This window comes from Corynebacterium comes, from assembly GCF_009734405.1.
In the GTDB taxonomy this organism is placed as follows: domain Bacteria; phylum Actinomycetota; class Actinomycetes; order Mycobacteriales; family Mycobacteriaceae; genus Corynebacterium; species Corynebacterium comes.
The window spans coordinates 322,042-348,328 of record NZ_CP046453.1 but is presented as its reverse complement, the minus strand read 5'-3'; the positions used below and the strand labels follow the sequence as shown (position 1 = coordinate 348,328).

The 26,287-nt window shown below is 66.1% G+C and carries 23 protein-coding genes and 1 tRNA gene; 12 read left to right on the top strand and 12 right to left on the bottom strand.

Going from position 1 to position 26,287, the window contains the following annotated elements; all coding sequences use genetic code 11:
- Positions 1-6: 6 nt before the first annotated feature.
- Positions 7-762, bottom strand: coding sequence for a succinate dehydrogenase cytochrome b subunit (locus tag CETAM_RS01715; protein WP_156226791.1), 756 nt, complete (start codon positions 760-762; stop codon positions 7-9).
- Between the two features lie 410 nt (positions 763-1,172).
- Here CETAM_RS01715 and ramB point away from each other — a divergent pair, with 410 nt between their 5' ends.
- Entirely contained in the window at positions 1,173-2,603 is a 1,431-nt protein-coding gene (gene ramB / locus CETAM_RS01710; RefSeq protein ID WP_156226790.1) for an acetate metabolism transcriptional regulator RamB, read from the top strand.
- Here ramB and CETAM_RS01705 read toward each other — a convergent pair.
- On the bottom strand, positions 2,600-3,694 hold the full coding sequence (locus tag CETAM_RS01705; RefSeq protein WP_156226789.1) for a hypothetical protein: 1,095 nt from the start codon (positions 3,692-3,694) through the stop codon (positions 2,600-2,602). The two genes, ramB and CETAM_RS01705, sit on opposite strands and share 4 nt — an antisense overlap.
- A gap of 79 nt (positions 3,695-3,773) precedes the next feature.
- Positions 3,774-5,183, bottom strand: a complete 1,410-nt coding sequence (gene lpdA / locus CETAM_RS01700) for a dihydrolipoyl dehydrogenase (protein WP_156226788.1) — start codon at positions 5,181-5,183, stop codon at positions 3,774-3,776.
- A gap of 545 nt (positions 5,184-5,728) precedes the next feature.
- On the opposite strand from lpdA, the gene CETAM_RS01695 reads away from it, so the two are divergent.
- The 4 genes from CETAM_RS01695 (at position 5,729) to CETAM_RS01680 (ending at position 11,551) form a co-directional block, all read left to right on the top strand.
- Entirely contained in the window at positions 5,729-6,814 is a 1,086-nt protein-coding gene (locus CETAM_RS01695) for an alpha/beta hydrolase (protein WP_156226787.1), read from the top strand.
- Between the two features lie 85 nt (positions 6,815-6,899).
- Positions 6,900-8,903, top strand: a complete 2,004-nt coding sequence (locus CETAM_RS01690) for a prolyl oligopeptidase family serine peptidase (RefSeq protein ID WP_156226786.1) — start codon at positions 6,900-6,902, stop codon at positions 8,901-8,903.
- Between the two features lie 24 nt (positions 8,904-8,927).
- A complete protein-coding gene (locus tag CETAM_RS01685; RefSeq protein WP_156226785.1) occupies positions 8,928-10,307 on the top strand; it encodes a M1 family metallopeptidase in 1,380 nt (459 codons plus the stop codon).
- On the top strand, positions 10,304-11,551 hold the full coding sequence (locus CETAM_RS01680; protein WP_156226784.1) for a polysaccharide biosynthesis protein: 1,248 nt from the start codon (positions 10,304-10,306) through the stop codon (positions 11,549-11,551). The genes CETAM_RS01685 and CETAM_RS01680 overlap by 4 nt, the downstream gene beginning before the upstream one ends.
- 109 nt (positions 11,552-11,660) lie before the next feature.
- Here CETAM_RS01680 and CETAM_RS01675 read toward each other — a convergent pair whose 3' ends face one another.
- Positions 11,661-12,722: a hypothetical protein gene (locus CETAM_RS01675; RefSeq protein ID WP_156226783.1), complete on the bottom strand. Its 1,062-nt coding sequence runs from the start codon at positions 12,720-12,722 to the stop codon at positions 11,661-11,663.
- A gap of 64 nt (positions 12,723-12,786) precedes the next feature.
- Here CETAM_RS01675 and rfbB point away from each other — a divergent pair, with 64 nt between their 5' ends.
- Genes rfbB through CETAM_RS01645 form a run of 6 tightly spaced genes read left to right on the top strand, consistent with a single transcriptional unit; the run spans position 12,787 to position 17,923 of the window.
- Positions 12,787-13,788 carry a dTDP-glucose 4,6-dehydratase gene (gene rfbB, locus CETAM_RS01670; protein ID WP_156226782.1) on the top strand — a complete coding sequence of 334 codons (1,002 nt, stop codon included), beginning with the start codon at positions 12,787-12,789 and terminating at the stop codon, positions 13,786-13,788.
- Positions 13,788-15,128 carry a dTDP-4-dehydrorhamnose reductase gene (gene rfbD, locus CETAM_RS01665; RefSeq protein ID WP_156226781.1) on the top strand — a complete coding sequence of 447 codons (1,341 nt, stop codon included), beginning with the start codon at positions 13,788-13,790 and terminating at the stop codon, positions 15,126-15,128. The genes rfbB and rfbD overlap by 1 nt, the downstream gene beginning before the upstream one ends.
- On the top strand, positions 15,125-15,991 hold the full coding sequence (rfbA, locus tag CETAM_RS01660) for a glucose-1-phosphate thymidylyltransferase RfbA (RefSeq protein WP_156226780.1): 867 nt from the start codon (positions 15,125-15,127) through the stop codon (positions 15,989-15,991). The genes rfbD and rfbA overlap by 4 nt, the downstream gene beginning before the upstream one ends.
- Before the next feature lie 11 nt (positions 15,992-16,002).
- The gene (locus CETAM_RS01655) at positions 16,003-16,818 is read left to right on the top strand and encodes a glycosyltransferase (protein WP_156226779.1); all 816 of its coding nucleotides are present in this window, start codon (positions 16,003-16,005) and stop codon (positions 16,816-16,818) included.
- Positions 16,819-16,847: 29 nt separating this feature from the next.
- Positions 16,848-17,546, top strand: coding sequence for a glycosyltransferase family 2 protein (locus tag CETAM_RS01650; RefSeq protein ID WP_156226778.1), 699 nt, complete (start codon positions 16,848-16,850; stop codon positions 17,544-17,546).
- A 2-nt stretch (positions 17,547-17,548) separates the two neighbouring features.
- Complete coding sequence (locus tag CETAM_RS01645) at positions 17,549-17,923, top strand: DUF2304 domain-containing protein (protein WP_156226777.1); 375 nt, start codon at positions 17,549-17,551, stop codon at positions 17,921-17,923.
- Positions 17,924-18,006: 83 nt separating this feature from the next.
- Here the strand turns inward: CETAM_RS01645 and CETAM_RS01640 are convergent, their stop codons facing one another.
- The 4 genes from CETAM_RS01640 to CETAM_RS01625 form a co-directional block, all read right to left on the bottom strand.
- Complete coding sequence (locus CETAM_RS01640) at positions 18,007-18,960, bottom strand: NAD-dependent epimerase/dehydratase family protein (protein WP_156226776.1); 954 nt, start codon at positions 18,958-18,960, stop codon at positions 18,007-18,009.
- Between the two features lie 47 nt (positions 18,961-19,007).
- The gene (locus tag CETAM_RS01635; protein WP_156226775.1) at positions 19,008-19,637 is read right to left on the bottom strand and encodes an MBL fold metallo-hydrolase; all 630 of its coding nucleotides are present in this window, start codon (positions 19,635-19,637) and stop codon (positions 19,008-19,010) included.
- Positions 19,637-20,731 (bottom strand): S-(hydroxymethyl)mycothiol dehydrogenase, encoded by a 1,095-nt coding sequence (locus CETAM_RS01630; RefSeq protein ID WP_156226774.1) that lies wholly within the window; start codon positions 20,729-20,731, stop codon positions 19,637-19,639. Before CETAM_RS01630 ends, CETAM_RS01635 begins: the two co-directional genes overlap by 1 nt.
- 82 nt (positions 20,732-20,813) lie before the next feature.
- Positions 20,814-21,689 carry a GDSL-type esterase/lipase family protein gene (locus CETAM_RS01625; protein WP_156226773.1) on the bottom strand — a complete coding sequence of 292 codons (876 nt, stop codon included), beginning with the start codon at positions 21,687-21,689 and terminating at the stop codon, positions 20,814-20,816.
- A 218-nt stretch (positions 21,690-21,907) separates the two neighbouring features.
- Between CETAM_RS01625 and CETAM_RS01620 the strand changes: the two genes are divergently transcribed.
- Positions 21,908-23,551, top strand: a complete 1,644-nt coding sequence (locus CETAM_RS01620; protein WP_231587548.1) for an AMP-binding protein — start codon at positions 21,908-21,910, stop codon at positions 23,549-23,551.
- A gap of 18 nt (positions 23,552-23,569) precedes the next feature.
- Here CETAM_RS01620 and CETAM_RS01615 read toward each other — a convergent pair whose 3' ends face one another.
- From CETAM_RS01615 to CETAM_RS01600, 4 genes are all read right to left on the bottom strand, one after another.
- Positions 23,570-24,427: a GDSL-type esterase/lipase family protein gene (locus CETAM_RS01615; protein ID WP_156226771.1), complete on the bottom strand. Its 858-nt coding sequence runs from the start codon at positions 24,425-24,427 to the stop codon at positions 23,570-23,572.
- Positions 24,428-24,614: 187 nt separating this feature from the next.
- Complete coding sequence (locus CETAM_RS01610) at positions 24,615-24,785, bottom strand: Hsp20/alpha crystallin family protein (protein WP_269076382.1); 171 nt, start codon at positions 24,783-24,785, stop codon at positions 24,615-24,617.
- Positions 24,786-24,857: 72 nt separating this feature from the next.
- A tRNA-Thr gene (locus tag CETAM_RS01605) sits at positions 24,858-24,933 on the bottom strand.
- 77 nt (positions 24,934-25,010) lie between these two features.
- Complete coding sequence (locus CETAM_RS01600) at positions 25,011-26,222, bottom strand: DNA polymerase III subunit delta' (protein WP_269076381.1); 1,212 nt, start codon at positions 26,220-26,222, stop codon at positions 25,011-25,013.
- Positions 26,223-26,287: the final 65 nt, after the last annotated feature.

The following is a 26,287-nucleotide window of genomic DNA, read 5'->3' as shown; positions in this document are numbered from 1 at the left end:
CAGGACCTAGCTGAGCCAGCCCAGTGCGATGGACAGCGGCATCACAATGTTGCCGATCATTACGATCGCCGGCACCAGGTAGGCGACGACGAGGAGAATCTTGCGCCAGCGCTTGCCGGTGATGCCCAGATCGGACACCGCGAGCCAGATACCGTGGGAGAGGTGCAGGAACAGCACCACCATCGCGAGGATGTAGAAGATGGCGACCCACCAGCGGGAGAAGCTGGCGATCATGTTCGCGTAGATCTCTCCGTGAGTGAAGGAATCCGTGGCTGCCGGAGAGACACCCATGGTCAGGTCAAGAAGGTGGAAGATCACGAACAGCAGCAGAATGATGCCGGTGATCAGCATCGTGCGGCTGGAGAAGGAGTTGAGGCCACCGACCAGGTCGGTCCGGCTGAACTTGCCGCGGGAAACGCGGGAACGACCGCTCAGGGTGAAAGCGCCGTGGATGTGCAGGACCAGGGCGACCAGGAGAACGATTCGCAGGATCCAGACGATGGATTCACGCGGGAAGATCGGCGCACCCACGGTGCGGAGGAACTCTCCGTACTCGTTGATGGCGGCGACGCCGTTGTGGTCGGGCATGTAGATCTTCAGGTTACCGACCATGTGAACCAGGACATACAGTCCGAAGATCAGGCCGGTGATGGCCATTACCAGCTTGATGGCCCAGGTCGGGTAGGACGGCCGCTCGCGCAGCGGCTTCTCAGTGATTACGCCGTGAGCGATTGCGTCACGGTCTGCGTTTTTAACAGTCATGGCACCTCCAGTGTCGCTCATACTTTACGGTCAGACTCTCGGTGGGGACCACTTTCGGGGGACCCGGCCAGGCACACTGCCCCCGTGACCTCATCCACCACAGCCGGCACATGAGGCAAGCCTTGCCTTATGTGCCGGCCAGGAAAACGGGGTAAACCACTGCCTGCCACGCCCTTCCGTCCGGACCGGCCGACAAACCAGCCCTCCGGAGGGGTTCCGCAGGATACTGTGACATTCCTCACCGCCTCGGCCGGGACCGCTCCAGCCCACCCCGATAGGTATCAAACTTTCGGTTGCTTTCGCCCCCGGGCAGGATTTCCGCCGCAACATTCACTCGTTGTTTAACTTTCTCAACACAAAGTTCGCAAACGATGTGTGGGCGTGAGCGCGGTCACGCTACTATGTCGGACATGGGAAAGACCTATGTAGGTTCGCGACTGCGTCAACTACGCCGCGAACGAGATCTGAGCCAGGCATCGCTCGCGGCCACACTCGGCCTGTCCGCCAGCTACGTCAACCAGATCGAGCACGACGTCCGGCCACTGACCGTCCCCGTTCTACTGCGCATCACAGAGGCCTTCGGCGTCGACGCGACCTTCTTCTCGCGCGATGACGACTCCCGCCTCCTCGCCGAGATCCAGGATGTCGTCCTGGACAAGGAACTGTGCCCCAACCCCGTCGAGCTGCAGGAACTGTCCGAGCTGGTGTACAACCACCCGGCCATCGCCCGCACGATGGTGGACATGCACCGTCGCTACCGGAATGTACGCGACAAGCTGTCCATCGCCACAGACACCCGGCGCCTGCCCGGCCCGATCAACTCCACCCCCGGCACACAGGCCCTGTCCATGCCGCACGATGAGGTCCGGGACTTCTTCTACTCCCGCCAGAACTACCTGGACAAGCTCGACACCTCCGCCGAAGCCATTTCCGAGGAGCTCGGCGTGGAGAGATTCTCCATCCGCGGCACCGAGGACGCCATCGCCGAGCGACTGCGCCGGCACCACGGGATCGAGATCACCACGTCCCCGGACCTCAACGGCACCCTGCACAGCCTCAACCGCGACACCGGTCACCTGCAGCTGGCCAGCAGACTCCACACCGGCCAGCGCGCGTTCCGCATGGGCATGGAACTGGCCTACCTGGAGTCTGGCGAGGACATCGAGGCGCTGGTCGCCGAGGACGCCTTCACCTCCGAGGCATCCGCGAACCTGGCTCGCAGGGGTATCGCCAGCTACTTCGCCGCCGCGGTACTGCTGCCCTACAAGAGCATCCACTCGGAGGCCGAGCGATCCGGTTACGACATCGACTTCCTCTGCCAGGTCTTCGGCGTGGGTTATGAGACCGTGTCCAGCCGGTTGTCCACCCTGCAGCGTCCGAACCTGCGGGGCATCCCCTTCACGTTCGTCCGCGTCGACCGCGCCGGCAACATGTCCAAGCGGCAGTCAGCGACCGGTTTCCATCTGGCCAACTCCGGTGGAACCTGCCCGCTGTGGAACATCTACGAGACGTTCACCAACCCGGGCACGATCCTGCGTCAGCTGGCGCAGATGCCGGACGGCCGGAATTACCTGTGGATGGCACGCACGGTGCGTCACCACCGTGGCCGTTTCGGTGACACCGGCAAGCTCTTCGCCATCGGCCTGGGTTGCGAGGCCCGCCACGCCGACCGCACCGTCTACGCCGAGGGGCTCAACCTGGACGACCTGTCCGTGGCCACCCCGATCGGCGCGGGCTGCCGCCTGTGCCCGCGGGAAAACTGCGCCCAGCGCGCTTTCCCGCCGATCCACGAGGAGATCACCATCGACGCCCACCGCTCCTCGGTCGCGCCGTACAACTAGCCCTCCCGCCGGGCCTTGTCCGTGTAGTGGCCGCTCTGCAGCCTGCGCTCGTATTCACGCAGGTTGTAGGTCGCGGAGCGGATCTCCACGTCACGGTCGAAATTGGATCCCAGCGCACCCGCCATCGCGCCAAGGGATGCGCTGAGGGCGGCGATGGACATGTAGGTGGGCAGACCGACCTGGCGTTCCAGTTCCGCCTCGAGGTAACCCACCGGGATGACCACCGCAGAGGACACGAACAACACGGCGAGGACCAGCAGGTAGAGGATCAGACCAGTCATGCCGATCGTGCCTATGGTGGCGAGATTGTCGATGCGTTCCCGCCACCGGGTCTCCTGCGTGTGGGAACGCTGCCAGAGCCGGTTGTGGATGATCAGCCACGCGGTGAAGGAGATGACGGCGAACGTGCTGATGAGCACCAGCCGGGGGAAAGACATCTCCTCCGCCAGTTTCCAGATCGATCCGTAGAAGATGCCGAAACCGCCGGTGGCGACCATCGCCGCCAGCGAACTGGACAGCACCGGCAGCAGTCGGCCGGGCTGATTGCCGCGGATCATCCCCAGGATCAGGCGCAGGGAGCGTCCCCGGTGGTCGAGGACCCGCGTCTCGACGTCTGCGGAATCATCCGATTCAGCCCCTTCCGCCAGGTCAGGCCCCCCACGCCGCACTCCCGTCAAGGCGCGGTCGTCCTCGATGAGGCTGACCAGTTCGCGCCGCAGACGGCGGGTGGTGCCGAAGGCGCCGAGGGCGGGCAGGGAGATGAGCACGGCGGCGGCGCCACGCGCCCGCTGGCTGACCACCGGACGTTCCCAGGCGGTGAGCGGCAGGTCGGTGACGTAGATGAAGCGCTCCCAGCCGTGGGTGTCCAGGATGGTGCGGGCATGCTCGGAGAGCATGACGTCTCCGTCTGGGCTCATGGGGACAGTGGCGACGCGAACCTCCACCTCCCCCACGCCGGGCCAGGTACCTGTGAGAACGCTGGTGCTGTCGTCAACGGTGTTGCGGCGGGGTTCGTCCAGCAGGTCCTGGACGATGCGGGTGACGTCACGGGAGGGTTGCCCCTCGTCCGCGAGGATTCCGATCTTGTTCATCTGAGCCGGTGCCTCCTTGAGAAAAGGAAGAAGGGGCCTCCGGTGGGAGACCCCTTGTTCGTGGGAGCGAGGTGCCCCCTTAGAAGTTGATCATGTGTCCGCTGATGCCGTGGGCGGCTTCCTTGACGGCCTCCGAGAGCGTCGGGTGGATATGGACGCTGCGGCTGATCTCCTCGGTGGTGAGGTCGTAGTTCTGCGCCAGAACCAGCTCGTTCAGCAGTTCAGAGGCGTTGGCGCCGACGAGGTGTCCACCCAGCAGCTCGCCGAACTCGGCGTCGGCGACGATCTTGGCGAAGCCCTCGGTCTCTGCCAGGCCGGTTGCCTTGCCGTTCGCGGAGAACGGGAAGGATGAGACCTTGATCTCGCGGTCCGGCCACTTCTCCTTGGCCTGCTCCTCGGTGTAGCCGAAGGAGGCGACCTGCGGGTTGCAGAAGGTGGCGCGCGGCAGCATCATGTAGTCGCCCAGGGCCTGGGTCTCGGCGCCGGCGATGGTCTCGGCGGCGACGATGCCCATGGCCTCGGCCACGTGCGCGAGCTGGAGCTTCGCGGTGACGTCACCGATGGCGTAGAGGTGCGGGACATTGGTGCGCATGAAGTCGTCGATGGCGATGGCGCCCCGGTCGGTGAGCTCGACGCCGGTGTTCTCCAGGCCGAAGCCCTCGACCCGGGGGCGGAATCCGACGGAGACGAGGACCCGGTCGACGGTGAGGGTCTCCGTCTTGTCCGAGCCCTTCTTCTGGTAGTCGACCTCGACGGAGTCGCCGTTGTCACGCACGGCGGTGGTGGCGTGGCCCGGGAGGAGCTTGACGCCCATCTTCTTGTAGGCCTTGGCGATGACCTTGGAGACCTCGGCGTCCTCGTTCGGCAGGACGCGGTCCATGAACTCGATGACCGTCACGTCGACGCCGTAATTGCCGAGCACGTAGGCGAACTCCATGCCGATGGCGCCCGCGCCGACGATGACCATCTTCTCCGGGGCGACCGGGTTGAGGATCTGTTCCTCGTAGGAGACGACGTTCTCGGAGAACTCGACGCCGCGGAGGTTGTTGACGATGGAACCGGTGGCGATGATGCAGTCATCGAAGGTGAGCACCTTGCCGGCGTCCTTGCCCTCGGTGACCTCAATGGTGTTGGCGTCCTTGAAGGCGCCGAAGCCGTCGACCTCGGTGATGCTGTTCTTCTTCATCAGGTAATGGACGCCACCGACGATCTTGTCCGACACCTGACGCGAACGCTTGTGGGCGTCCTCGTAGTTGAAGGAGACCTCGCCCTTGATGCCGAACGTCTTCTTCTCATGGGTGAAGGTGTGGGCGACCTCGGCATTCTTGATCAGCGCCTTCGAGGGGATGCAGCCAACGTTGAGGCAGACTCCGCCCCAGTACTGCTTCTCGACGACGGCAACTTTCTTGCCGAGCTGGGCTGCACGGATGGCGGCGACGTAGCCGCCGGGACCCGCACCGAGTACTACAACGTCATAATGTTCAGTCACGTCTCCCAGGATAGGTGACCGGCACACCCGTGTCACCGGTGAGTGCCCCCAAAAAACGAGAAGACGCCCCGGCCGTGTGGCCGAGGCGTCGAGAAGAAGTTGGCGACTAGAACAGGCCGAGTGCCAGTGCCGCCTGGGAGGAGGCGGAGGACATCCCGTGGACTCCCGGGCCGATGAAGGTGAAGATGGCGACGATGATCTGCTCGAAGGGGGTCATGAGTGACTTCTTTCTGTGGTTTTCTGCAGGCTTCCAGTAGTTATTAGCGCCGATTCCCGGCCAAGCGTTACAGGGGCCACCGAGAACGATCTCCCAGCATTATGACACAGCTAACCCTTGCTCACCATCCATAACTTCTGTAACTTGAATATCGCCACCATCACGGAAATCACCCCCGCACCTCTGCACTTTCGGGGGTGGGCCGTTAACATACGGGACAGTCACTACGATGTACCCCTGTGAACGCACACAGCTTCCTGCTGGCGTGCGTCGTAGAGCCAAGACAGAAACCGTACTCGGTAGAAACACGACACAAGGAAGCTACTCCATGAAGTTCCTCCGCAAGATTTCCGCACCGATCGCGGCCCTCACCATAGGCGCATCTGTTCTCGCAGCTCCGGTGTCCGACGCATCAGTGGGCAAGCCGACCCCGGATATCGTCGTCCGCGACAAGTCCACGATCACCGAGGACTCCCGCGATTGGCGCCAGGAGACCGCGGACAACGATCGCGTTCTCCATGTGGATGCATGGTCCGACTCGATGGAACGTAACATCCCCGTCGCCATCATCACCCCGGACGGCACTTTCAACGAGTCCCGCCCGACCATCTACATGCTGAACGGCGCCGGCGGCGCAGAGCAGAACCTGGACTGGATCACCTCCGCTCCGATCGTGGATTTCTACGAGGACAAGAACGTCAACGTCGTCATCCCCATGGAGGGCGCGTTCTCGTACTACATGAACTGGGCGGACGAGTCCCCGGAGCCGGGTAACGGCTACCTCGAGGGCAAGCAGCTGTGGGAGACCTTCCTGCTCCACGAGCTGCCCCAGGACATCGAGTACTTCATGAATGCCAACGGCAAGCGTGGCATCGGCGGCTACTCCATGTCCGCCACCTCATCCCTGCTCCTGGCGGAGAAGGCTGAGCAGGGCTTCTTCGACGTCGCCGGTTCCTTCTCCGGTTGCGCCGAGACCGCCAGCCCGCTGGGCTACACCACCGCCCAGCTGACCGTCGACCGTGCCGGCGTCACCGCCGCCCAGATGCTCGGCCCGATGGGCAGCCCGCACAACGTCGCCAACGACGCCCTCATCAACGCCGAGGGCCTGCGTGGCACCGAGCTCTACATCTCCAACGCCACCGGCCTCGCCGGCGAGTGGGACATGCCGGGCTACTACATCGATCAGGGCTACGACCCGAACGCAGCCTCCGCCGGTGCCGGCACCCTCATCGTCGAGGGCGGCATCATCGAGGCCACGACCAACATCTGCACTCACAACCTGAAGGCCAAGCTCGATAAACTGGGCATCCCGGCCGACTGGAACCTGCGTCCGACCGGTACCCACTCCTGGAACTACTGGATCGACGATCTGGAGAAGTCCTGGCCGACCTTCGCCCGCGCACTGAACGTCTAGTCGCAGGCCGCTGACAGGCACCGCCCACCACCCGGTGGGCGGTGCCTTCGTCTTTCCCCCGTGCCCCGCACGTAGCCTGGATGCCATGACCGACTCTTCCGAGCTCCTCCAGGCCCTCGAAATCATCGACTCCCCCGAAGCCTTGACCTGGGCCGAGGAATGGTCGACCACCACAGAGAACGCATCAGCCAACCCTGAGCTGCGCGATCGGATCCTGGCCGCGTTGGACGTGGATGACCGCATCCCCTTCGTCACCCGGCGCGGCGAATGGCTCTACAACTTCTGGCGTGACGCCCAGCATGTCCGCGGCCTGTGGCGCCGCACCACGCTGCCGTCCTACCTCTCCGATTCGCCGGAGTGGGAGGTGCTCGTCGACGTCGACAGGCTCGCCGCAGAAGAGGAGGAGAACTGGGTGTGGAAGGGAGCCCATGTGCGCACCCCGGATGCTGACCGCGCGCTCCTACGCCTGTCCCGGGGCGGCGCCGACGCCACCGTGGTCCGCGAGTTCGACCTGGTGGCGGGCGGTTTCGTGGACGACCACCCCTTCGAGCTGCCCGAAGCCAAGACCGACGTCAGCTGGATCGACCTGGACACCCTGCTCGTGGGCACCGACACCGGCGAGGGATCCCTGACCGCCTCGGGTTACCCCGCGCAGGTGCGCGTGTGGCGCCGCGGCACAGAGCTTCTCGACGCCCCCGTGTACACCTCCGGCCACCGCGAGGACGTCGCCGTGGGCGCGTGGGCGGACACCACCCCCGGGTACGGGCGGATCATCGTCTCCCGCGCGCTCGACTTCTACCGCACCCGCCAGTGCGTGGCCCCGCTCGACCCGGACGCCCCGCTCCAGGTCCTCGAGTTGCCGGAGGACTGCCAGACGACCATCCACCGTCAGTGGCTCTTCGTCGCCCCGCGTGAGGAGTACGCCGGCATCCCCGCCGGCGGCCTGGGCGTGATCGAACTGGCACGATTCCTCGCAGGCGAGCGCGACATCCGGCCGGTGTTCACCCCGACCGAACACGTGTCGATGCAGGCCACGGCGTTCACCCGGAACTGGCTGGTGCTGACGCTGCTCGATGACGTCGCCACCCGCCTGATCATCCACCCCCTCGACGAGCCCACCACGGAAAGTCGGGACCTGGAGCTGCCGACGCTGGTCACCGCCTCCGTCGTGGCCACCAGCCCACTCGACGGCGATGAGGTGTGGCTGACCACCTCCTCCTTCACCGAACCGACGACGCTCTACCGCCTGGACCTGTCCGACGGTGTGACCCCGGAGCTCGTCCGCCGCTCCCCCGCGCTTTTCGACGCGGCCGGTCTGGAAACCCGCCAGCACTGGGTGACCTCCGCCGACGGCACCCGACTCCCCTACTTCATCACCGGCAACTTCTCCCTCGGTCCGCGCCCGACCCTGGTCGGCGGTTACGGCGGCTTCGAGGTGTCCCTCACCCCCGGATACTCCGCGGTGCGTGGCATCGGCTGGCTCGAGGCCGGCCGATACTTCGTCCAGCCCAACCTCCGCGGCGGCGGCGAGTTCGGGCCGACCTGGCACACCCAGGTGGTCAAGACCAACCGGCACAAGGTCTGGGAGGACCACCGGGCCGTCCTGGAGGACCTGGTGACGCGGGGCTACGCCAGGCGGGAGCAGATCGCCATCCGCGGCGGCTCCAACGGCGGGCTGCTCACCTCCGGGGCACTCACGCAGTACCCGGAATGCTTCGGTGCGGCCGTCATCCAGGTGCCCCTGACCGACATGCTGCGCTACCACACCTGGTCGGCAGGTGCGTCCTGGATGGCCGAGTACGGTGACCCGGGGAATCCGGAGGAGCGGGCGGCGATCGAGACGTGGTCGCCGCTGCACAACGTGGCGTCGACAAGCGACTACCCGCCCGCGCTGGTGACCACCTCGACCCGTGACGACCGCGTCCACCCGGCGCACGCGCGCCTGTTCGCCCACGCGCTGCGCGAGGCCGGACAGCCGGTCGACTACTTCGAGAACACCGAGGGCGGCCACGCCGGCGCGGCCGACAACAAACAGGTGGCACGGGTGGAGGCGCTCATCTTCGAGTGGCTGAACAAGCACGTCGGATAGGTGCTCGGTAACATCTTCCACACCATGAACAACAGAAGGCTGCGCTCCACCCCCATTCCCGGCACGCGTGACGACTACACCGGAATCGACTTCAACCTCGGCTTCCACGTCCGCTCCTACCACCTGGACATCAACTACCGGGTCGGTCCGAACAACCTCAGCGGCATCGCGACGCTGCACCTGGACAACTGGAAGCCCCTCGCCTCCATGACGCTGGATCTCGCCCCCAGCATGCGCGTCACCCGCATCACCGCCCAAGGCAGCGCAGGACACACAGTGAAAGTCGCCCGCTTCCGTCAGTCGGGCGGCAAGCTGCGCATCACCTTCGCCCAGGAGATCCCGGTGGATTCCGAGTTCTCCCTGGCCATCCGCTACGCCGGCACCCCCCGCCCGATCCGCTCCCCGTGGGGCGACATCGGGTGGGAGGAACTGGAGAACGGTGCACTGGTCGCCTCACAGCCCATCGGCGCACCCAGCTGGTTCCCCTGCGACGACACCCCCGACGAGAAGGCGCTCTACGAGATCGTCGTCACCACCGACAACCCCCACGTCGTCGCCGTCAACGGCAGCCTGGTGTCGAAGAAGACCGCGGGCTCGTGCACCACCTGGCACTACCGGGTCGGCCACCCCATGGCCTCCTACCTGGCCACCGTCCAGATCGGCGAATACATCCAGCTCGGACTCTCTGCACCCGGCGACATTCCCGTCCGCGCCTGGGTCCCGGCCGAGCTGAGGGAATCAGCCCGCGAGGAATTCGCGGACCAGGCCCGCATGCTCGCCCTCTACACCGAGCTGTTCGGCCCGTACCCCTTCAACTCCTACTCCGTCATCGTCACCGAGGACGAGCTGGAGATCCCGCTGGAGGCCCAGGGCCTGTCCGTGTTCGGCTCCAACCACATCCAGGGCGACCGCACCTGGGAGCGCCTCATCGCCCACGAGCTGTCCCACCAGTGGTTCGGCAACTCCCTCGGCCTGGCGCAGTGGAACGACATCTGGCTCAACGAAGGCTTCGCCTGCTACTCCGAGTGGCTGTGGTTCGAGCACTCCGCCGGCCGCCCCGCCGACGATTCCGCCCGTGAACACTACGACGAGCTCGCCGCGGAGCCGCAGGACCTCATCATCTCCGACCCGGGCCCCCGCGACATGTTCGACGACCGCGTGTACAAGCGCGGTGCCCTGACCGTCCACGCCCTGCGCGTCCTGCTCGGCGACGCCCCCTTCTTCCGCATGCTCCGCCGCTACGTCGCCGCCGGTGCCCATTCCGTCGTCGAGCCGGTCGACCTCAAACGCGAGGTCCTCCTGGAGGCCGCGACGCTGGAGATCCCCGAGCAAGAGGTCAAGGATCTCTGGCGCGCGTGGCTCCACCAGCCCGAACTCCCCCGGTTCCCGGAACCCCGCGGATGAGAGCCCTGAGCCTGGCGACCGTTTTCGCGGCACTGTCAGGCTTCGTCGTCATCTACGTGGCCTCGTGGGCCCTGGGTAACGACGAGTTCGCGGCCTTCCAGGCCTACTGGGGCCTCTTCTTCGCCGCCACCGGTTTCCTCGACGGCATCATGCAGGAAACCACCCGCGGCGTCTCCTCCGCCCGCGACACCGGCCGCACCGGCACGGGTCGCCCCTGGCGCCTGGCCGCCACGATCGGCTCCATTGTGCTGGTTGCGGCACTGGTCATCGGCTTCTTCTGGATGCCGCTGCTCCTGCGCGGAAACGCCCCGACCTCGGTCGCGGCCACGTTCCTCGCCTTCGGCCTGTTCACCTACGCCTTCCAGGCCGTCCTCTCCGGCGTGCTCTCCGGAATGGGCCTCTGGCGCCAGTACGCCGGACTGGTCGCCCTCGACTCCGGCGTGCGCCTGCTGCTGGCGATGCTCGCCTGGCAGCTGGGCTGGGGTATGCCCGCCTTCCTGCTGATCACCGTCGTCGGCGCCCTGAGCTGGTTGTTCGTGTTGCTAGTGTCGCAGAAGACCCGGGTACGCACGCTTGTCGACGTCTCCCGGTCCGTGCTCACCCGACGCGTCGGCTCCGCGATGCTCGCCACCGGCGCGTCCGCAGCCCTGATCACCGGCTTCCCGGTGTTCGTGCAGACGACCTCCACCCCGGATGCAGGCACGGTGGCGACCGTGGCTGGCATCATCAACGCCGTCACCCTGACGCGCGCACCGATCCTGGTGCCCCTGCAGCGATTCCAGTCCGCGCTGATCGTGCGCTTTGTGGAGCATCGCGCGAACCTGTACAGCTCCCTGGCGGCCCCGATCGGCGCGGTCCTCGGCCTGGGCGTGGTCGGCGGGGCACTGGCCTGGCTCATCGGCCCGTGGATTCTGGAGAACTTCTTCAAGGACGGACTCCAGGTGCCCGGCCTGATCCTCGCGGTCCTGACATTCGCCTCCGCCTGCACGGGATCCCTCATGGTCACCGGCGCTGCCACGCTCGCCTCCGAGCTGCACCGCGCCTACGTCGCCGGCTGGATCGTCGCATCAGGGGTGGCCTTCGGCATCCTGTGGCTGGCTCCCCTGTCCCTGGAGGCCGGCGTGTGCACCGCGCTGGTCGTGGGCCCGATGGCCGGTGGTCTCGTGCATGCGGTGGCGCTGCGGGGGGCTTCTGCGGCTGGTACTGCGGACCGAAAAGACGAGCCCTCGGAAAATGTCACATAATACGAGTGCGCGTATTTTTATAGGCCCAGGCCACGGACAAAGGGGCCTCCCTGCCATGGTCGTCTTTCCGATCCTCCGCACAATCTGACATGACGTATCACCGATACAGTCACTTCGGCGCCTCCCCTTTCCCCGCAGCACTCAGGACCGCCTGACGCACCCGCCTTTTCGTGTCGGCGGTCCGTCGGAGCATCCCCGCAGAGGTCCGCAGCATCCCCCAGCCCAGGGCAGTCAGGTCTGCGGTGATCTCGGCGTCCTTGTCCCGCTGACTCCGCTGGAGGTGATGTTCGCCGTCGTGCATCAGCCCCACCTTCAGCCTCCGGTCGGCCTGATCGAACACCGTGAGCAGGGTCCTCTCCTTCCGGATCACCCCGGGCTCCCCGATAGTGCCGTCCGTGTACACGGGGACCTGAGATTCGAAGTTGACCCAGGCCAGATCACCCACCGCTTCCTCCGCCAGCAACCGGAGGATGGTCTCAGGCCTGGATTCCGCACCCGGGCAGCTCAAGGCCAGCAGCTTCTCCAGCCTTCGGGCCGAGTACAGGCCGGCCAGCCCTGTCCGGATCTCTTCGTGCCTGTACCCGAAGACGTTGCAGAAACGGTCGATGAGCTGGACGGACATCACGGTTTGCTGGTCGAGCGCCAGGGACGCGATCGTGTCCCAGGCGTGTTCCCTGTTGCCCAGCGATCTCAGGCAGGAGGCCAGCGTCTGCATGTGGTCGGTGGTCGCGACGACCGTCCCCGCCACCTGCAGTATCCGGGCCTTGTGGTGCTTCTTGCGGCGCCGCACGGTGGCTTTCAGCGCGTCGGCGGCCAGTTGCATGTCGGAGGAGCACAGAATCGTCGTGTCGGCGCCGGAAGAGAACTCATCGAGTCCGAGCAGTGCCAGAGCCGACCATTCCGCCATCAGTGAACCGGGACGTTCCCGGTGGTGGGCGATCCCGCGCTGCGCGGCGCCCACCGGGTAGGCGATACCGCGGGGGTGGAACTGGGCGTCGTATCGGGCGAGGTTCTCCGGCCGGAGGGCCCCGATCGGCACGACATGCCCGGGCGAGGCGTGTGCGTATTTCTGCAGGATGGCGGTCAGGAGGCGGGGGTCGTCGGGAAGCATCGTGTTGTGGGCGGCCCAGCGGGCGGTGAGTTCGGACAGAGGGGTGGGCAGGGTAGTCATCACCACTGTTGGACCCACCTGCGGGCGCGAAGGTTCCCGCAGCCCCGACGTATAGTGGGCACTCATGAGAACACTGCTGGTCACCGGGGGCGCCGGGTTCATCGGTTCGAATTTCGTGCACATGACGCGGGAGCGGTACCCGGAGGACCACGTCATTGTCGTCGACAAGCTGACGTACGCGGGCAACCGGGCGAATCTGGCCGGGACGGACGTGGAGTTCTTCGAGGGGGACATCTGCGATGCGGCGCTCATGGACCGGCTGGTGGGGCGGGCGGACGTCACGGTGCATTTCGCGGCGGAGAGCCACAACGACAACTCGCTGCGGGACCCGCGGCCGTTCGTGGACACGAACCTGGTGGGCACGTTCACCATCCTGGAGGCGGTGCGCCGGCACGGGAACCGGCTCCACCACGTCTCCACGGACGAGGTCTTCGGTGATCTCTCCCTGGACGACCCGAAACGTTTCACCGAGGAGACCCCGTACAACCCCTCCTCCCCCTACTCGGCGACGAAGGCCGGCTCCGACCATCTGGTGCGGGCGTGGGTGCGCAGCTTCGGCCTGAGGGCGACGATCTCGAACTGCTCGAACAACTACGGGCCGTACCAGCACATCGAGAAGTTCATCCCCCGACAGATCACCAACATTCTGGCTGGTCAGACCCCGAAACTCTACGGTACGGGCGAGCAGGTGCGGGACTGGATCCACGTGGACGACCACAATGCGGCGGTCCATCTCATCCTGGAGCGTGGCCGCGACGGCGAGACGTACAACATCGGGGCCGACAATGACCATGTGAACAACAAGGCGGTCATCGAGCTGATCTGTGAGCTCATGGACGCGCCGGGTTATGAGCACGTCGCCGACCGTCCCGGCCATGACCAGCGTTATGCGATGGATTCGACGAAGCTGCGTGAGCAGCTCGGCTGGGCCCCGGAGTACACCGACACCCAAACGGGCATGCGCGCGGGCCTCGACCAGACGATCGACTGGTACCGGACCCACGAGGACTGGTGGCGCCCGGCGAAGCAGCAGGTGGAGCAGGGATATGCGGAGAGAGGTCAATAATGCACATTGAGAACACCGACATTGAGGGCCTGATGGTGCTTCATCTCGACGTCCACGCCGACAACCGCGGCTGGTTCCGGGAGTCGTGGCAGCGCGAGACGATGACCGCGCTCGGCCTGCCGGATTTCCGTCCGGTGCAGTCGAACGTGGCCTTCAACGCGAAGGCCGGCACGACACGGGGACTGCATGCGGAACCCTGGGACAAGCTGGTGACGGTGGGTACCGGCCGTGTCCAGGGCGGGTGGTGTGACCTGCGGGAAGGTTCCCCCACGCACGGCCGGACGGTGAGCGTCGAGATCGCCCGGGACGTGGCGGTGTTCGTGCCGCGCGGGGTGGCCAACGGCTATCAGTCGCTCGAGGACGCCACAACCTACCTCTACCTGGTCAACGACCACTGGTCGCCCGACGCCGCCTACGTCAATGTCTCGCTCGGGCTCATTGACTGGCCGCTGGAGCCCACCGAGGTCTCAGAGAAGGACCGTACCCATCCGCTGCTTCTCGACGCCCCGTCCGTCCCCCCGCGCCGCATCCTCGTCACCGGGGCGGAAGGCCAGGTCGGCAGAGCGCTGCGGAAGGTCCTGCCGGAGGCGGAGTTCGTCGACCGGGATGAGTTCGACATCACTGACCCACCCGAGCGCCCGTGGCGCCAGTACTCGGCGATCATCAATGCCGCCGCCTACACCGCCGTCGATGCCGCAGAGGAGGACCGTGCCCCGGCCTGGGCCGTCAACGCCCAGGGTCCGGCGAAGCTCGCCCGGATCGCCGCGGAAAACAACCTCACCCTGGTGCAGCTGTCCACGGACTACGTCTTCGACGGCACCGCCGGCCGCCCCTACACCGAGGACGATCCGGTGGGTCCGCTCAGCGTGTACGGGGCTTCGAAGGCCGCGGGCGAGGCGGCCGCAGCGACGGCACCGAGGCACTACATCGTGCGCACCAGCTGGGTCGTGGGCGACGGGAAGAACTTCGTGGACACCATGCGTGACCTGGCAGAACGTGACATCCAGCCGCAGGTGGTCCATGACCAGAAGGGTCGCCCCACCTTCTCCGGGGACCTGGCCAGGGGCATCGTGCATCTGCTGCGCACCCGACCGGAGTACGGCATCTACCACCTCACCGGTGGCGGCGACGAGGTGGGTTTCGACGAGCTCGCCATGGCCGTGTACACCGGCCTGCACCGCGATCCGGACATGGTGCACCCGGTGAGCAGCGAGCAGTACTTCGCGGGGAAGGCGCACGCGCCGCGGCCGTCGAGAAGCACGCTGAGCACCGACAAGATCGAGGCGACCGGTTTCGTGCCGCAGAACTGGCGCGTCGGGCTGGCACTATACGTTCTATGAAGGGCATCATCCTCGCCGGCGGTTCCGGGACCCGGCTGTATCCGATCACGCAGGGCATCAGTAAGCAGCTGATGCCGATCTACGACAAGCCCATGATCTACTACCCGCTGTCGACGCTGATCCAGGCGGGGATCCGCGAGATCCTGGTGATCACCACCCCGGAGGACGCCGGAGCTTTCCGACGTCTCCTCGGCGACGGCTCCCAGTGGGGCCTGATGATCGACTACGCCGAACAGCCCTCCCCTGACGGGCTGGCGCAGGCCTTCCTCATCGGCGAGGACTTCATCGGTGACGACGACGTCGCCCTCGTCCTGGGCGACAACATCTTCGAGGGGCACCAGTTCTCCACCTCCCTGGCCGACTGCCGCAACCCGCAGGGCGGCGTCGTGTTCGCCTACGAGGTCTCCGATCCGGAGCGCTACGGCGTCGTCGAATTCGATGACCTCGGCCAGGCCGTCTCGATCGAGGAGAAGCCTGCCGCACCGAAGTCGAACTACGCAGTGGTCGGTCTGTACTTCTACGACAACCGCGTGGTGGACATCGCCCGGGGCATCCGGCCCAGCGCGCGCGGGGAGCTGGAGATCACCAGTGTCAACGAGGCCTACCTCTCACTCGGCGAGCTGCATGTCCAGCGACTGCAGCGTGGCGACGTCTGGCTGGACACCGGCACCTTCGACTCGATGAGCGAGGCCGCGTCCTATGTCGAGGTGATCCAGAAGCGTACCGGCCAGGTCATCGGCAGCCCGGAGGTCTCCGCCTACCACCAGGGCTTCATCAACGCCGCCGCACTCGAGGCCCTGGCGCAGCCGCTGCTGAAGTCCGGCTACGGTGAGTACCTGCTCAATGTCGCGCGGGACCGGTAGGGTACGGGAACATGTTGAATCTCACCGCGCTGGTGACCGTCTACCACCGTATTGACGCCGCCGAACTGACTCAGGCCCTCGAGTCCCTGGCCCGCCAGACCCGCCCCGCCGATGAGGTCGTCATCGTCGAAGATGGTCCCGTGGGTGCGCAGCTGCGCCAGGTGATCGACGGCTTCGTCTCCACACACCCCGAGGCACGGACCGTGGTGCTGGCCCGCAACGTCGGCTCCGGGCGGGCGTCGGCGGCCGGCATGGCGAACGTGTCCACGGAACTCGTCGCACGCCTCGACGCTGACGACATCGCCTTCCCCGAGCGCTTCGCCACCCAGCTCGACTGGTTCACGCGGCACCCCGACACCGACGTGCTCGGCACGTCTCTCGCCGAGTTCCACGACGACCCGGCCGAGATCGTCGCCGTGCGCTCCCTGCCACAGACCCATGACGAGATCGCCCGTTACGCGCGCATCAACTCACCCGTGAACAACCCCTCGGTGATGATGAGGGTCGCCGCCGTGGAGAAGGCCGGGGGTTACCGCGACGTCCACCATATGGAGGACTATGACCTCTACGCACGGCTGCTGTCCACCGGCGCCCGCTTCCACAACCTGCCCGAGCCATTGACGTATTTCCGCACTTCCCCGGCCCAGTTCCAGCGCAGGACGGGCAAGGGCATGTTCACCGCCGAACGGCAGATGCAGCGCAACCTCGTCTCCTACGGGCTGGTCTCCCGCCCCCGTTCCTGGGCGAACCTTGCGGTGCGGACGGCCTACCGCCTGCTGCCGACGGGCCTCCTCGCCGTCGCCTACGGCAGGTTGTTCCACCGATAGGTCCCTGTCGGGATACCATGTGGACCATCATGGACAACACCGATTTCCGGGACACCTGGCTGGTCATCCCCTGCTACAACGAGGCGACGGTCATCCAGGACGTCATCGAGAACGCCAGGAAGACCTTCCCCAACATCGTGGCCGTCAACGACGGTTCGGCCGACGACTCCGCAGCCCGCATCCACGCCGGCGGCGCCCACCTGGTCAATCACCCGGTGAACCTCGGCCAGGGCGCCAGTATCCAGACCGGCGTGGAGTACGCCCGCAGTCAGCCCGGCGCGAAGTACTTCGTCACCTTCGACGCAGACGGCCAGCACCAGGTCAAGGACGTCATCCGTATGCTCGGCCGCCTCCGCGAGGAGCCCGTGGACATCATCGTGGGCACCCGCTTCGGTCGCCCGCGCGCCGCAGACGACCAGGTTCCCCTGATCAAGCGCCTCGTGCTCAGGACCGTGGTGCTGCTCTCCCCCACCACCCGGAAGCTGGGGCTGTCCGACGCCCACAACGGTCTGCGTGTCTTCAACAGGAAGGTCGCCGACGCGATGAACATCCGCATGAACGGCATGTCGCACGCCTCCGAGATCGTCGGCATGATCGCCGACAACGGTTGGCGTGTTTCGGAGGAGCCGGTGGACATCCTCTACACCGAATACTCGATGAGCAAGGGCCAGTCGCTCATCAACGGCGTGAACATCCTCGCCGACGGACTTCTGGCCAGGAGGCTCTGACCATGATCGCAACCCTCGTGCAGTTACTGCTGCTCGCCGCCACCCTGGTGCTCGCGTTCTACTTCCTGACCAACCGCCGTAAGGCACGGGCCAAGGCCGGGGTGAAGCTCGGTTTCGTGCTCTTCATCGTCGCCGCCGTGTGGGCCGTCCTGCGTCCCGACGATCTGACCGTCCTGGCCAACTGGCTCGGCGTCGACCGTGGCACTGACCTGCTGCTCTACGTCCTGGTGGTCGCGTTCCTGTTCACCACGATGTCCACGTGGATCCGCTTCCGCGAGCAGGAGCTGCGCTACGCCCGCCTCGCACGCGCCGTCGCCCTGCAGAGTCCGGTGCTCCCTGTGCTTTCCGACGCCGAGGGAGACCGCGCCGGGCGATAGCCCGCGCGCCCTTTAGCCCCAATCGACCACACCACTCACAGCTGAGCTGGGAAAACACAGTGCCCCCGGGGCAAATACCGCGATCAGCCCTGGGAGACCTGGGTCCGGGTGCGGAAGTACTCCACGGTCTGGGCCACACCGTCCGCGATCGGGGTCAGCGGCTCCCAACCGAGGACCTCACGGGCCCGGTCGAAGCTCAACGCTGAACGGGGGACGTCACCGAGGCGGGCCGGGGCGAGCTCCGGCGCATCGGGGGCACCGACGGCCGCGGCGACCAGGGAATGCAGCTGCCGGTCGGAGGTCTCCACCGAGGTGCCGATGTTGAAACGCAGCCCGGAGCCCTTCTCGCCCGAGGCCAGGTAGAAGGCACGCACGACGTCGCCGACGAAGACGTAGTCACGGGTGTTGGAGCCGTCGCCGAAGACCCTCGTGGGCTCACCGGCGAGCAAGTGCTGGGCGAAGATGGCCACCACACCGGCCTCGCCGTGCGGGTCCTGGCGCGGGCCGTACACGTTCGCCGGGGCGATATGCGAGCAGTCCAGGTTGTAGAGGTGGCGGAAGGTGTTCAGGTACACCTCACCGGCGTACTTGCTGGCCGCGTACGGCGAGTGCGGGTCGACGGGCACGTCCTCGGAGACGGGGAACGTCTCGGGCATGCCGTAGATCGAGCCGCCGGAGGAGGTGTGGATGATCTTGCGCACGCCGTGTTTCCGGGCGGCATCCGCCAGCCGGATGGTGGCGAGGATGTTGGTGGCGGCGTCGTGGAGCGGATCGGTGACCGAGGCCCGCACGTCGATCTGCGCGGCGAGGTGGAAGATCACCTCGGGGCGGTGGGTGTCCACGAGCGCATCGAAGTCGACGTCGAGCAGGTCGGCCTCAACAAACGTGAGGTGGCCGGTGGCCTGCGCGTCGGCGAGGTTCTCCAGGCGCCCGTGGGAGAGGTTGTCCACGACGACGACGTCGTGGCCCTCCGAGATGAGCAGATCAACCAGGTGGGACCCGATGAAACCGGCGCCGCCGGTAACAAGACTTTTCATGTAGTGCACCCTAGCAGCGGCGACCGGAATTCTCAGGGGGATCCGGCCTAGTGGCCGCGCCTGATCCACTCCTCCAGGTGCGGGGCCTCCGCGCCGACCGTGGTGTGATCACCATGACCGGTACGCACGATCGTCTCCGCCGGCAGATCCAGGACCGAGGTCTTCAGCGACTCGATGATCGTGTCGAAGGAGGAGTACTTACGCCCCGTCGCACCCGGACCACCGTGGAAGAGGGTGTCCCCGGAGAACAGTTCACCGGCCTCCGGCAGATACAGGCACACAGAGCCCGGGGAATGACCCGGAGTGTTGAACACCCGCATCTGCGTACCCGCGATATCGAAGACCTGCTGGTCGGCGAGATCCTCATGGGTGACGCCGGCGTGGGTCTCGTCCCAGAGCATCTGATCACCCGGGTGGACATAGATCGGGGCGTCCAGCTTCTCGGAGAGCTCCGGGGCGACGGTGATGTGGTCGTTGTGGGCATGGGTGCAGATGATGCCCCGAACCTTGCGGCCGGCGACCTTCTCGATGATGGGGGCGGCGTCGTGGGCGGCGTCGATGATGAACACCTCGGAGTCGTCGCCGACGATCCAGATGTTGTTGTCGACGTCCCATTGCCCGCCGTCGAGGATGAACTTCCCCGAGGTCTCGACGTGGTCGATACGCAGGCCGCTCATCAGAGGACCACCACCGATCGCAGGACGTCGCCGCGCTTCATGGTGGCGAAGGCCTCCTCGACCTCACCGAGGCCGATGCGCTCGGAGACGAACTTGTCCAGCGGGAACTGACCGTTGGCGAAGAGCTGGGTGTAGGCCGGGAAATCACGCTCCGGCAGGCAGTCGCCGTACCAGGCAGGCTTCAGGGAACCGCCGCGACCGTAGAAATCGATGGCGGGGATGTCGATACGCGAGGTCAGGTTGGGCACGCCCACCATCACCATGCGGCCGGCGTGATCACGGGAGTAGAAGGCCTGACGCCAGGTGGGCATGATGCCCACGGCGTCGATGGTGACGTCGGTGCCGAAACCACCGGTCAGCTCGCGGACCGCCTCGATGACCCCGTCCTCGTCCACGCCCTTGGACACGATGGTGTGCGTCGCACCGAACTCCCTGGCCTGCTCGGTCTTGCGCTCGTCCAGGTCGACGGCGATGATCGTCGCTGCACCGGCCAGCCGGGCGCCGGCGACCGCCGCCATGCCCACGCCGCCGAGGCCGAAGACGGCCACGGACTCGCCGAGCTGGATGTCCCCGGTGTTCACGGCGGCGCCGAGGCCGGCCATGATGCCGCAGCCCAGCAGGCCGACGGCGGCCGGGTCCGCTTCGGGGTTGACCTTCGTGCACTGGCCCTCGTGGACGAGGGTCTTCTCGGCGAAGGAGCCGATCCCCAGGGCCGGGGTCAGCTCCGTGCCGTCGGTGAGCGTCATCTTCTTGGACGCATTGTGGGTGTTGAAGCAGTTCTTCGTGTCACCCTTCTTGCAGGCGCGGCACTCGCCGCACACCGCACGCCAGTTGAGGACGACGAAGTCGCCGACCTCGACGTGGGTGACGGCCTCGCCGATCTGCTCGACGACGCCGGCTGACTCGTGGCCCAGCAGGAACGGGAACTCATCGTTGATGTCGCCGTCGCGGTAGGCCAGGTCGGTGTGGCACACACCGGTGGACTGGACCGTGACGATGACGTCGTTGGGGCCCGGATCCGGAATGACGATCTCGGTCTGCTCGACCGGCGCTCCCTTGCTGCGGGCGATGATGCCGGTGACGGTGGTACTCACTTGAGTGGTCTCCTCACGTTGGTGGTTGTCTCGGTGGTCCCGAGCGTACCCATTCCAGACGTGGGAAGACCCTGGGTGAAGCCTAGGATCCGGCGATCACGCTGGCGACGTGCTCATGACCACGATCGGTCATGTGGATCGGCATGTTGCCGGGGCCTGCGTGGAAATCGATGAGTCCCGACCAGTTACGCATGTGGTCGGCGGCACACATGCCGCGGTCGCGGGTCGAGGGCTTCATGTCCAGGAACTCGGTGCCGGTGGCATGCGCCAGATCGCGCTGCATGTCCTGGGAGAGTCGCTCCCAGCGACCGACCTGGGGAACGTAGGTCCGGTCGCGGATGTTGGCGCCGAGGTGGACCAGGCAGGCATGGTCGTTCTCGGTGACGGTGGCATAACCCACGATCTGGACACGCGCGTTCGGGGCGGCGTTGCGGATGCGCTGGATCTGCGGACGCATGGCGTCAACGAAGCGGGCGCGGATCTGCTGGTCGCCCTGGCTGTCGTTGTTGTAGGTGTCGTTGAAACCGGTGGTGACCACGACACGCGCGGTGGCGGGGGTCAGCGCACCGGCGGCCAGGGCCTTGTCCACCTGGGTGGAGAACTGCGGGCCGGGCGAGATGGACGTGGTGCCGGCGCAGGAGTAGTCCCAGGCGGGCACGCCCAGCTTGTGTGCCGCACGGATGCCGTAGTTGTTGTCCGAGGTCGGGCACCCCTGGAAGCTGCTGCCGGAGCTTGCCGAAGAGCCGAGGGAGCTCAGTGAGGAGTTGGAGCTCGCCATGCCCAAGCGGTTGACCAGGTACTCCGGCGTGGGGGTGTCAGCGATGATCGAGTCGCCGAAGACCACCAGGTTGCGCTGCTGTGCCTCCGAGGCCGGTGCGGCAACGACGAGGCCTGCGAGCATCAGCGACGAGACAAGTGCCGCCAGGAGGCGGCGGGGGGCGAACGGGAGGTTGAGCATGTGGGGTCCTTACGGTCCTTGTTAACGACTGCGTATCAGCCAGTGTTCAGCATGGCGGCGGGTTTGTCACTGCAGCCACTTCAGCCACGCCGGCAGGTTACGGAATGGTCACGGAACACTTTAGCGGTTGGCAGTATGAAAGGCATCACCGTGGAGTGGTGATAATTAGCTCCGAGAAACTATGGTTGTGGACACCCGACCTGAAGGAGCCCGCCATCGTGTCCCTCGAAGCCCGTCTCCGCGACACCGCGGTCACCGCCCGCGCCCTCGGGGAATTCTTCCCGGCGGTCCTCCGCTCGGGCATCCTCGGCCTCGGCGGCGGGCTCGGCCAGGCAGGGGTGCTCGGCCGTTACTGGTTCACCACCGCCCGCGAGGTCGAACAGGGCCACCTCTCCACCCCGCACCGCATCGCGCTCATCGACGACGACGGCGAACTCACCTACCGCCAGCTCCGTGAGAACTCCCGCTCCCTGGCCCGCCACCTCGTCGGACTGGACCTCGACGACATCCGTCTCGGTGTCCTCGCCCGCAACGGCCGCGGGATCATCTACCCCCTCGCGGCCAAGGGTTACGCCGGAACCGGCATCTACCTCCTGAACGTGGGATCCTCCCCCGAGCAGCTCAGCGGCTGCATCGAGGAGAACGGCATCAACGTGCTGGTCATAGACGATGAATTCCTCGACCGGCTGGACCCCGCGGTCGTCGAAAAGCAGGACGTGCACGTCATCGTCGGCCACCAGAGCCGCGAACATGAGGACCACATCACCCTGCGCGACATCGTCGACCGCCCCTGGATCACCGAGAACGTGGCACTGCCGACGATGCCGAAGCACGGGCCCATCGTGCTCATGTCCTCGGGCACGACGGGGATCCCCAAGGGCGTCATGCGTCCGGAGCCCAAGCTGCCGCTCGTGCTGGCCGGCATGCTGAAGAAGGTCCCCTGGCGCGCGGACATCCGCGTCCAGCTGCACGCCTCCCTCTTCCACACCTGGGGCTGGAGTGCGATCAACATCGCCCTGGCGGCGCGCGCCACCATCGTCACCCACCGTGTCTTCGACCCCGAGCAGGTGTTCCGCGACATCGACGAACACCAGCTCGAGGCGATGGTCACCTCGCCCGTCTTCCTCAAGCAGATGCTGGAGGTCCCGGACAACGAGAAGTACGACACCTCCCATCTCGAGTTCATCGTCTCCTCCGGCCACGCGCTGACCCCGCACCTGGTCGAGCAGAGCATCGAACGCTTCGGCCCGATCCTCTGCAATGTCTACGGCTCCACCGAACTCACCCTCGCCTCCGTCGCGTCCGCCGAGGAGCTCGCCGCGGACCCCAGCACCTCCGGCAAAGTGGCCATCGGCACGCAGCTGAAGATCCTGGACGAGAACGGACAGCAGGTCCCCACCGGCACCATCGGCCAGATCCACCTCCGCAACTCCACCACGTTGACCGGTTACACCAATCCGGACATCCCCGTGGACAAGGTCGGTGACCTCGTCCGCATCGGCGATCTGGGTTACCTCGACGAGGACGGTCATCTCCGCGTCCTCGGGCGTATCGACGACATGATCATCGTCGGCGGCGAAAACGTCTTCCCCCGTTCCGTCGACGAAGTTCTCGACGCCATGCCAGGCATCGCCGACGTCTACTCCACCGGAGTCGAAGACGACATCACCTTCCGCAGAATCGCGACCTGGATCGTCCGCGAGAAATCCGCCCCGGGGACCGCGCTGACCGCCGACGATGTCCGCAACCACATCCGCGACAACCTCGCCGAGCACTCCATCCCCCGCGACGTCCACTTCATCGACGAGCTCCCCCGCAACGCCACCGGCAAGGTCGTCCCCCGGCTCCTGCCGGAGAGATAGGTCGGACCCGGCGGGCGATCAGCTCCGGGCGATGACCTCCGCGACATGCTCGTGCCCGCGGGCGTTCATGTGGAACGGAAGGTTGTTCGGGCCGGCGTTGACGTCGACGATGCCCGCCCAGTTACGCATGTGGTCTGCGGCGCACATGCCACGGCCCACGGTGGAGGGCTTCATGTCCAGGAATTCAGTGCCGGTGGCATGTGCCAGATCGCGCTGCATGTCCTGGGCGAGCCGCTCCCAGTGACCGACCTGCGGGACGTAGGTCCGGTCACGCAGACCACCCCCGGTGTTGAACAGGCAGATGTGATCACTGTCGGAGATCGTGGCATAACCGACGACCTGGATGCGGGCGTTCGGCGCGGCGGCCCGGATGCGCTCGATCTGCGGGACCATCGCCTCAAGAAAGATGGCACGGGTCTGCGCGACCGGGAGGATCGAGTTGCTGTAGGTGTCGTTGAAGCCGTGGGAGACCACAATGCGGGAGGTCGCCGGGGTCAGGGCGCCGCCGGAAAGCGCACGATTGACCTGGATGGAGAAATCCTCTCCCCCGAAGAACGACCTTGTGCCGGTGGCCGTGGTGCCTGAGCAGGAGTAGTCCGAGACGGGCAGCCCGAGCTTCGCGGCGGCCCGCACCCCGAAGTTGCCCCCGGAGGTCGGGCAGAACCGGCCGTCGGCGGAATCAGAGGAACCTCGCTCAGCCTTCCTCGCCAGGTACTCACCCACAGGCGGATCGGCGACCACGGAGTCCCCGAAGACCACCAGATTGCGCTGCTGCGCGTCCGCTGCGGGGGCGGAGACGATACCTGCCAGCAGGAGAAACAATGCGAGGAGAGCGGCGAAATAACCGATCCTGGTATGAGGAAACGACAGCGGCATGAGTGATCCCTAACACGGAAGTCAATGGGTTTCACTTAGTGTCATACCACGGCCGCCCCACTTGAGGGGGCCCGTGGTGGGGCGGTTCCGCCACCGACACTGGTCGCCACAGCCGAATCCGACAGGATTCTGGGGCGGCCCTTCATCAGGGCCACCCCAGAGGTGAATCAACCCGGCGGAGGGCGCCTCAGCCCTCAATCTCCTCGGGCGCGTCATCCTTCGGCGTGGCGATCTCGATCCTCCGGGCCTTGGACTGCTCGGCGGCCGGAATTCGGACGGTGAGAACGCCATGGTCATAGGTGGCCTTGGCCTCATCCGGATTCAGGTTGTCACTGAGCATGACCTGGCGGGAGTGCAATCCATGCCACCAGGCACGTGGATCAAAAAAGCCGGCCCGAAGAATGAATTCTTCTGGCCGGCCGTTTTATGGTGGAGCCGCCTGCGAGAATCGAACTCGCGACCTTCTCATTACGAGTGAGACGCTCTACCGACTGAGCTAAGGCGGCGTGGTGCTGCGCAAACAGTACCGATGGGCCATTCTAGCGCACGGTACGTGGGCGAAAAAATCGCAGGTGGGAAAGGGTCACGAAACCCCGCACGCCAGCCGGATACGCCCGATCATGCCGTCGATGGCGGTGGTCGGTGTGACGTTCACGCTGATGTGTTCACGGGCCTGGGTCACCGCATCCAGACAGGCGACGAGTCCGCTCTCACTGACGCGTTCGGCGAGGTCGCTGGAGAGGCCCTCAAAGTCCGGGTGGGTGAGCTGGACATCGGCACCCACCGAGAGCATGAGGGCGTCGCGGTAGAGGCAGGCCAGGTCGACGAGTGCGAGGTCGAGGAAGTCACGCTTGCGGCGGTTGCGGCGCGTCTTCTGGGTCTTCTCCAGGTCGCTGATGGCGCCGGCGGAACCGTCCATCGCCTTCTGGGTTCCCTTGCCGCGGCCACCCTTGCCCAGGGAGCGTTCGAGCTTCTCCAACTCTGCTGCATCCTGTTCGTCGCTCAGGTCCTTGACCTGCTTGTCCACGGACTTCAGGAATGCGGTGGAGGCCTTGAAAGCCTCGTCCCGGTGGAAGATCAGCTCGGCGAGGTTGAGGATGGTGGCACGGCGCTTCTGGGCAGCAGGGTCGGTGACCAGGTGGCGGGCCCGGCCGATGTGCCGGCCGGAGGCAACGGCGGCCAGGCGGGCGTCCTCAGGCGTGGCTCCGGTCTCCGCCACCAGCAGATCGACGATGTGCTCCACCGAGGGGTACGGGACGTAGAGGTGCCGGCACCGGGAGCGCAGGGTCGGGGAAAAATCATCCGGGTCGATGGAGGGGGCACACATCATGATGACGGTGTGCGCCGGTGGTTCTTCCACGACTTTGAGGATCGCATCGGCAGCCGGGCCGGTGAGCCGGTCGGCATCTTCGATGATGATGATCCGCCAGCCCGCCACCGTGGGAAGTTTGGCCGCCTCCTTCCGCATCTCGCGCATCTCATCAATGCTGATCGACAGACCCTTCGGGACGATGTGCAGGACGTCCGTGTGGGCGTCGGCAAGCACGTCGAGGCAGTTCCGGCAGCGACCGCAACCGAGTTCCACGGGGTCGGAGCACTGGAGGGCGGCGGCGAAGGCGACGGCCGCGACGGAGCGGCCCGAGCCTGGCGGGCCGGTGATGATCCAGGCGTGCGCCATGGCATTGCCGAGTTCGGTGACCTCGCCCCGAACCTTTGCGCGGGCGGTGGTGGCTGCAGCGAGCACCACGTCGCGGACGGCGGGAATGTCGGCGAGACGGCTGGCAACGGTGTTCACCCCACCCACCCTATTCCCCGGGGTCAAGCCATGCCCACGCGGGAGGGGCGGTGCGGTTAGAGTTA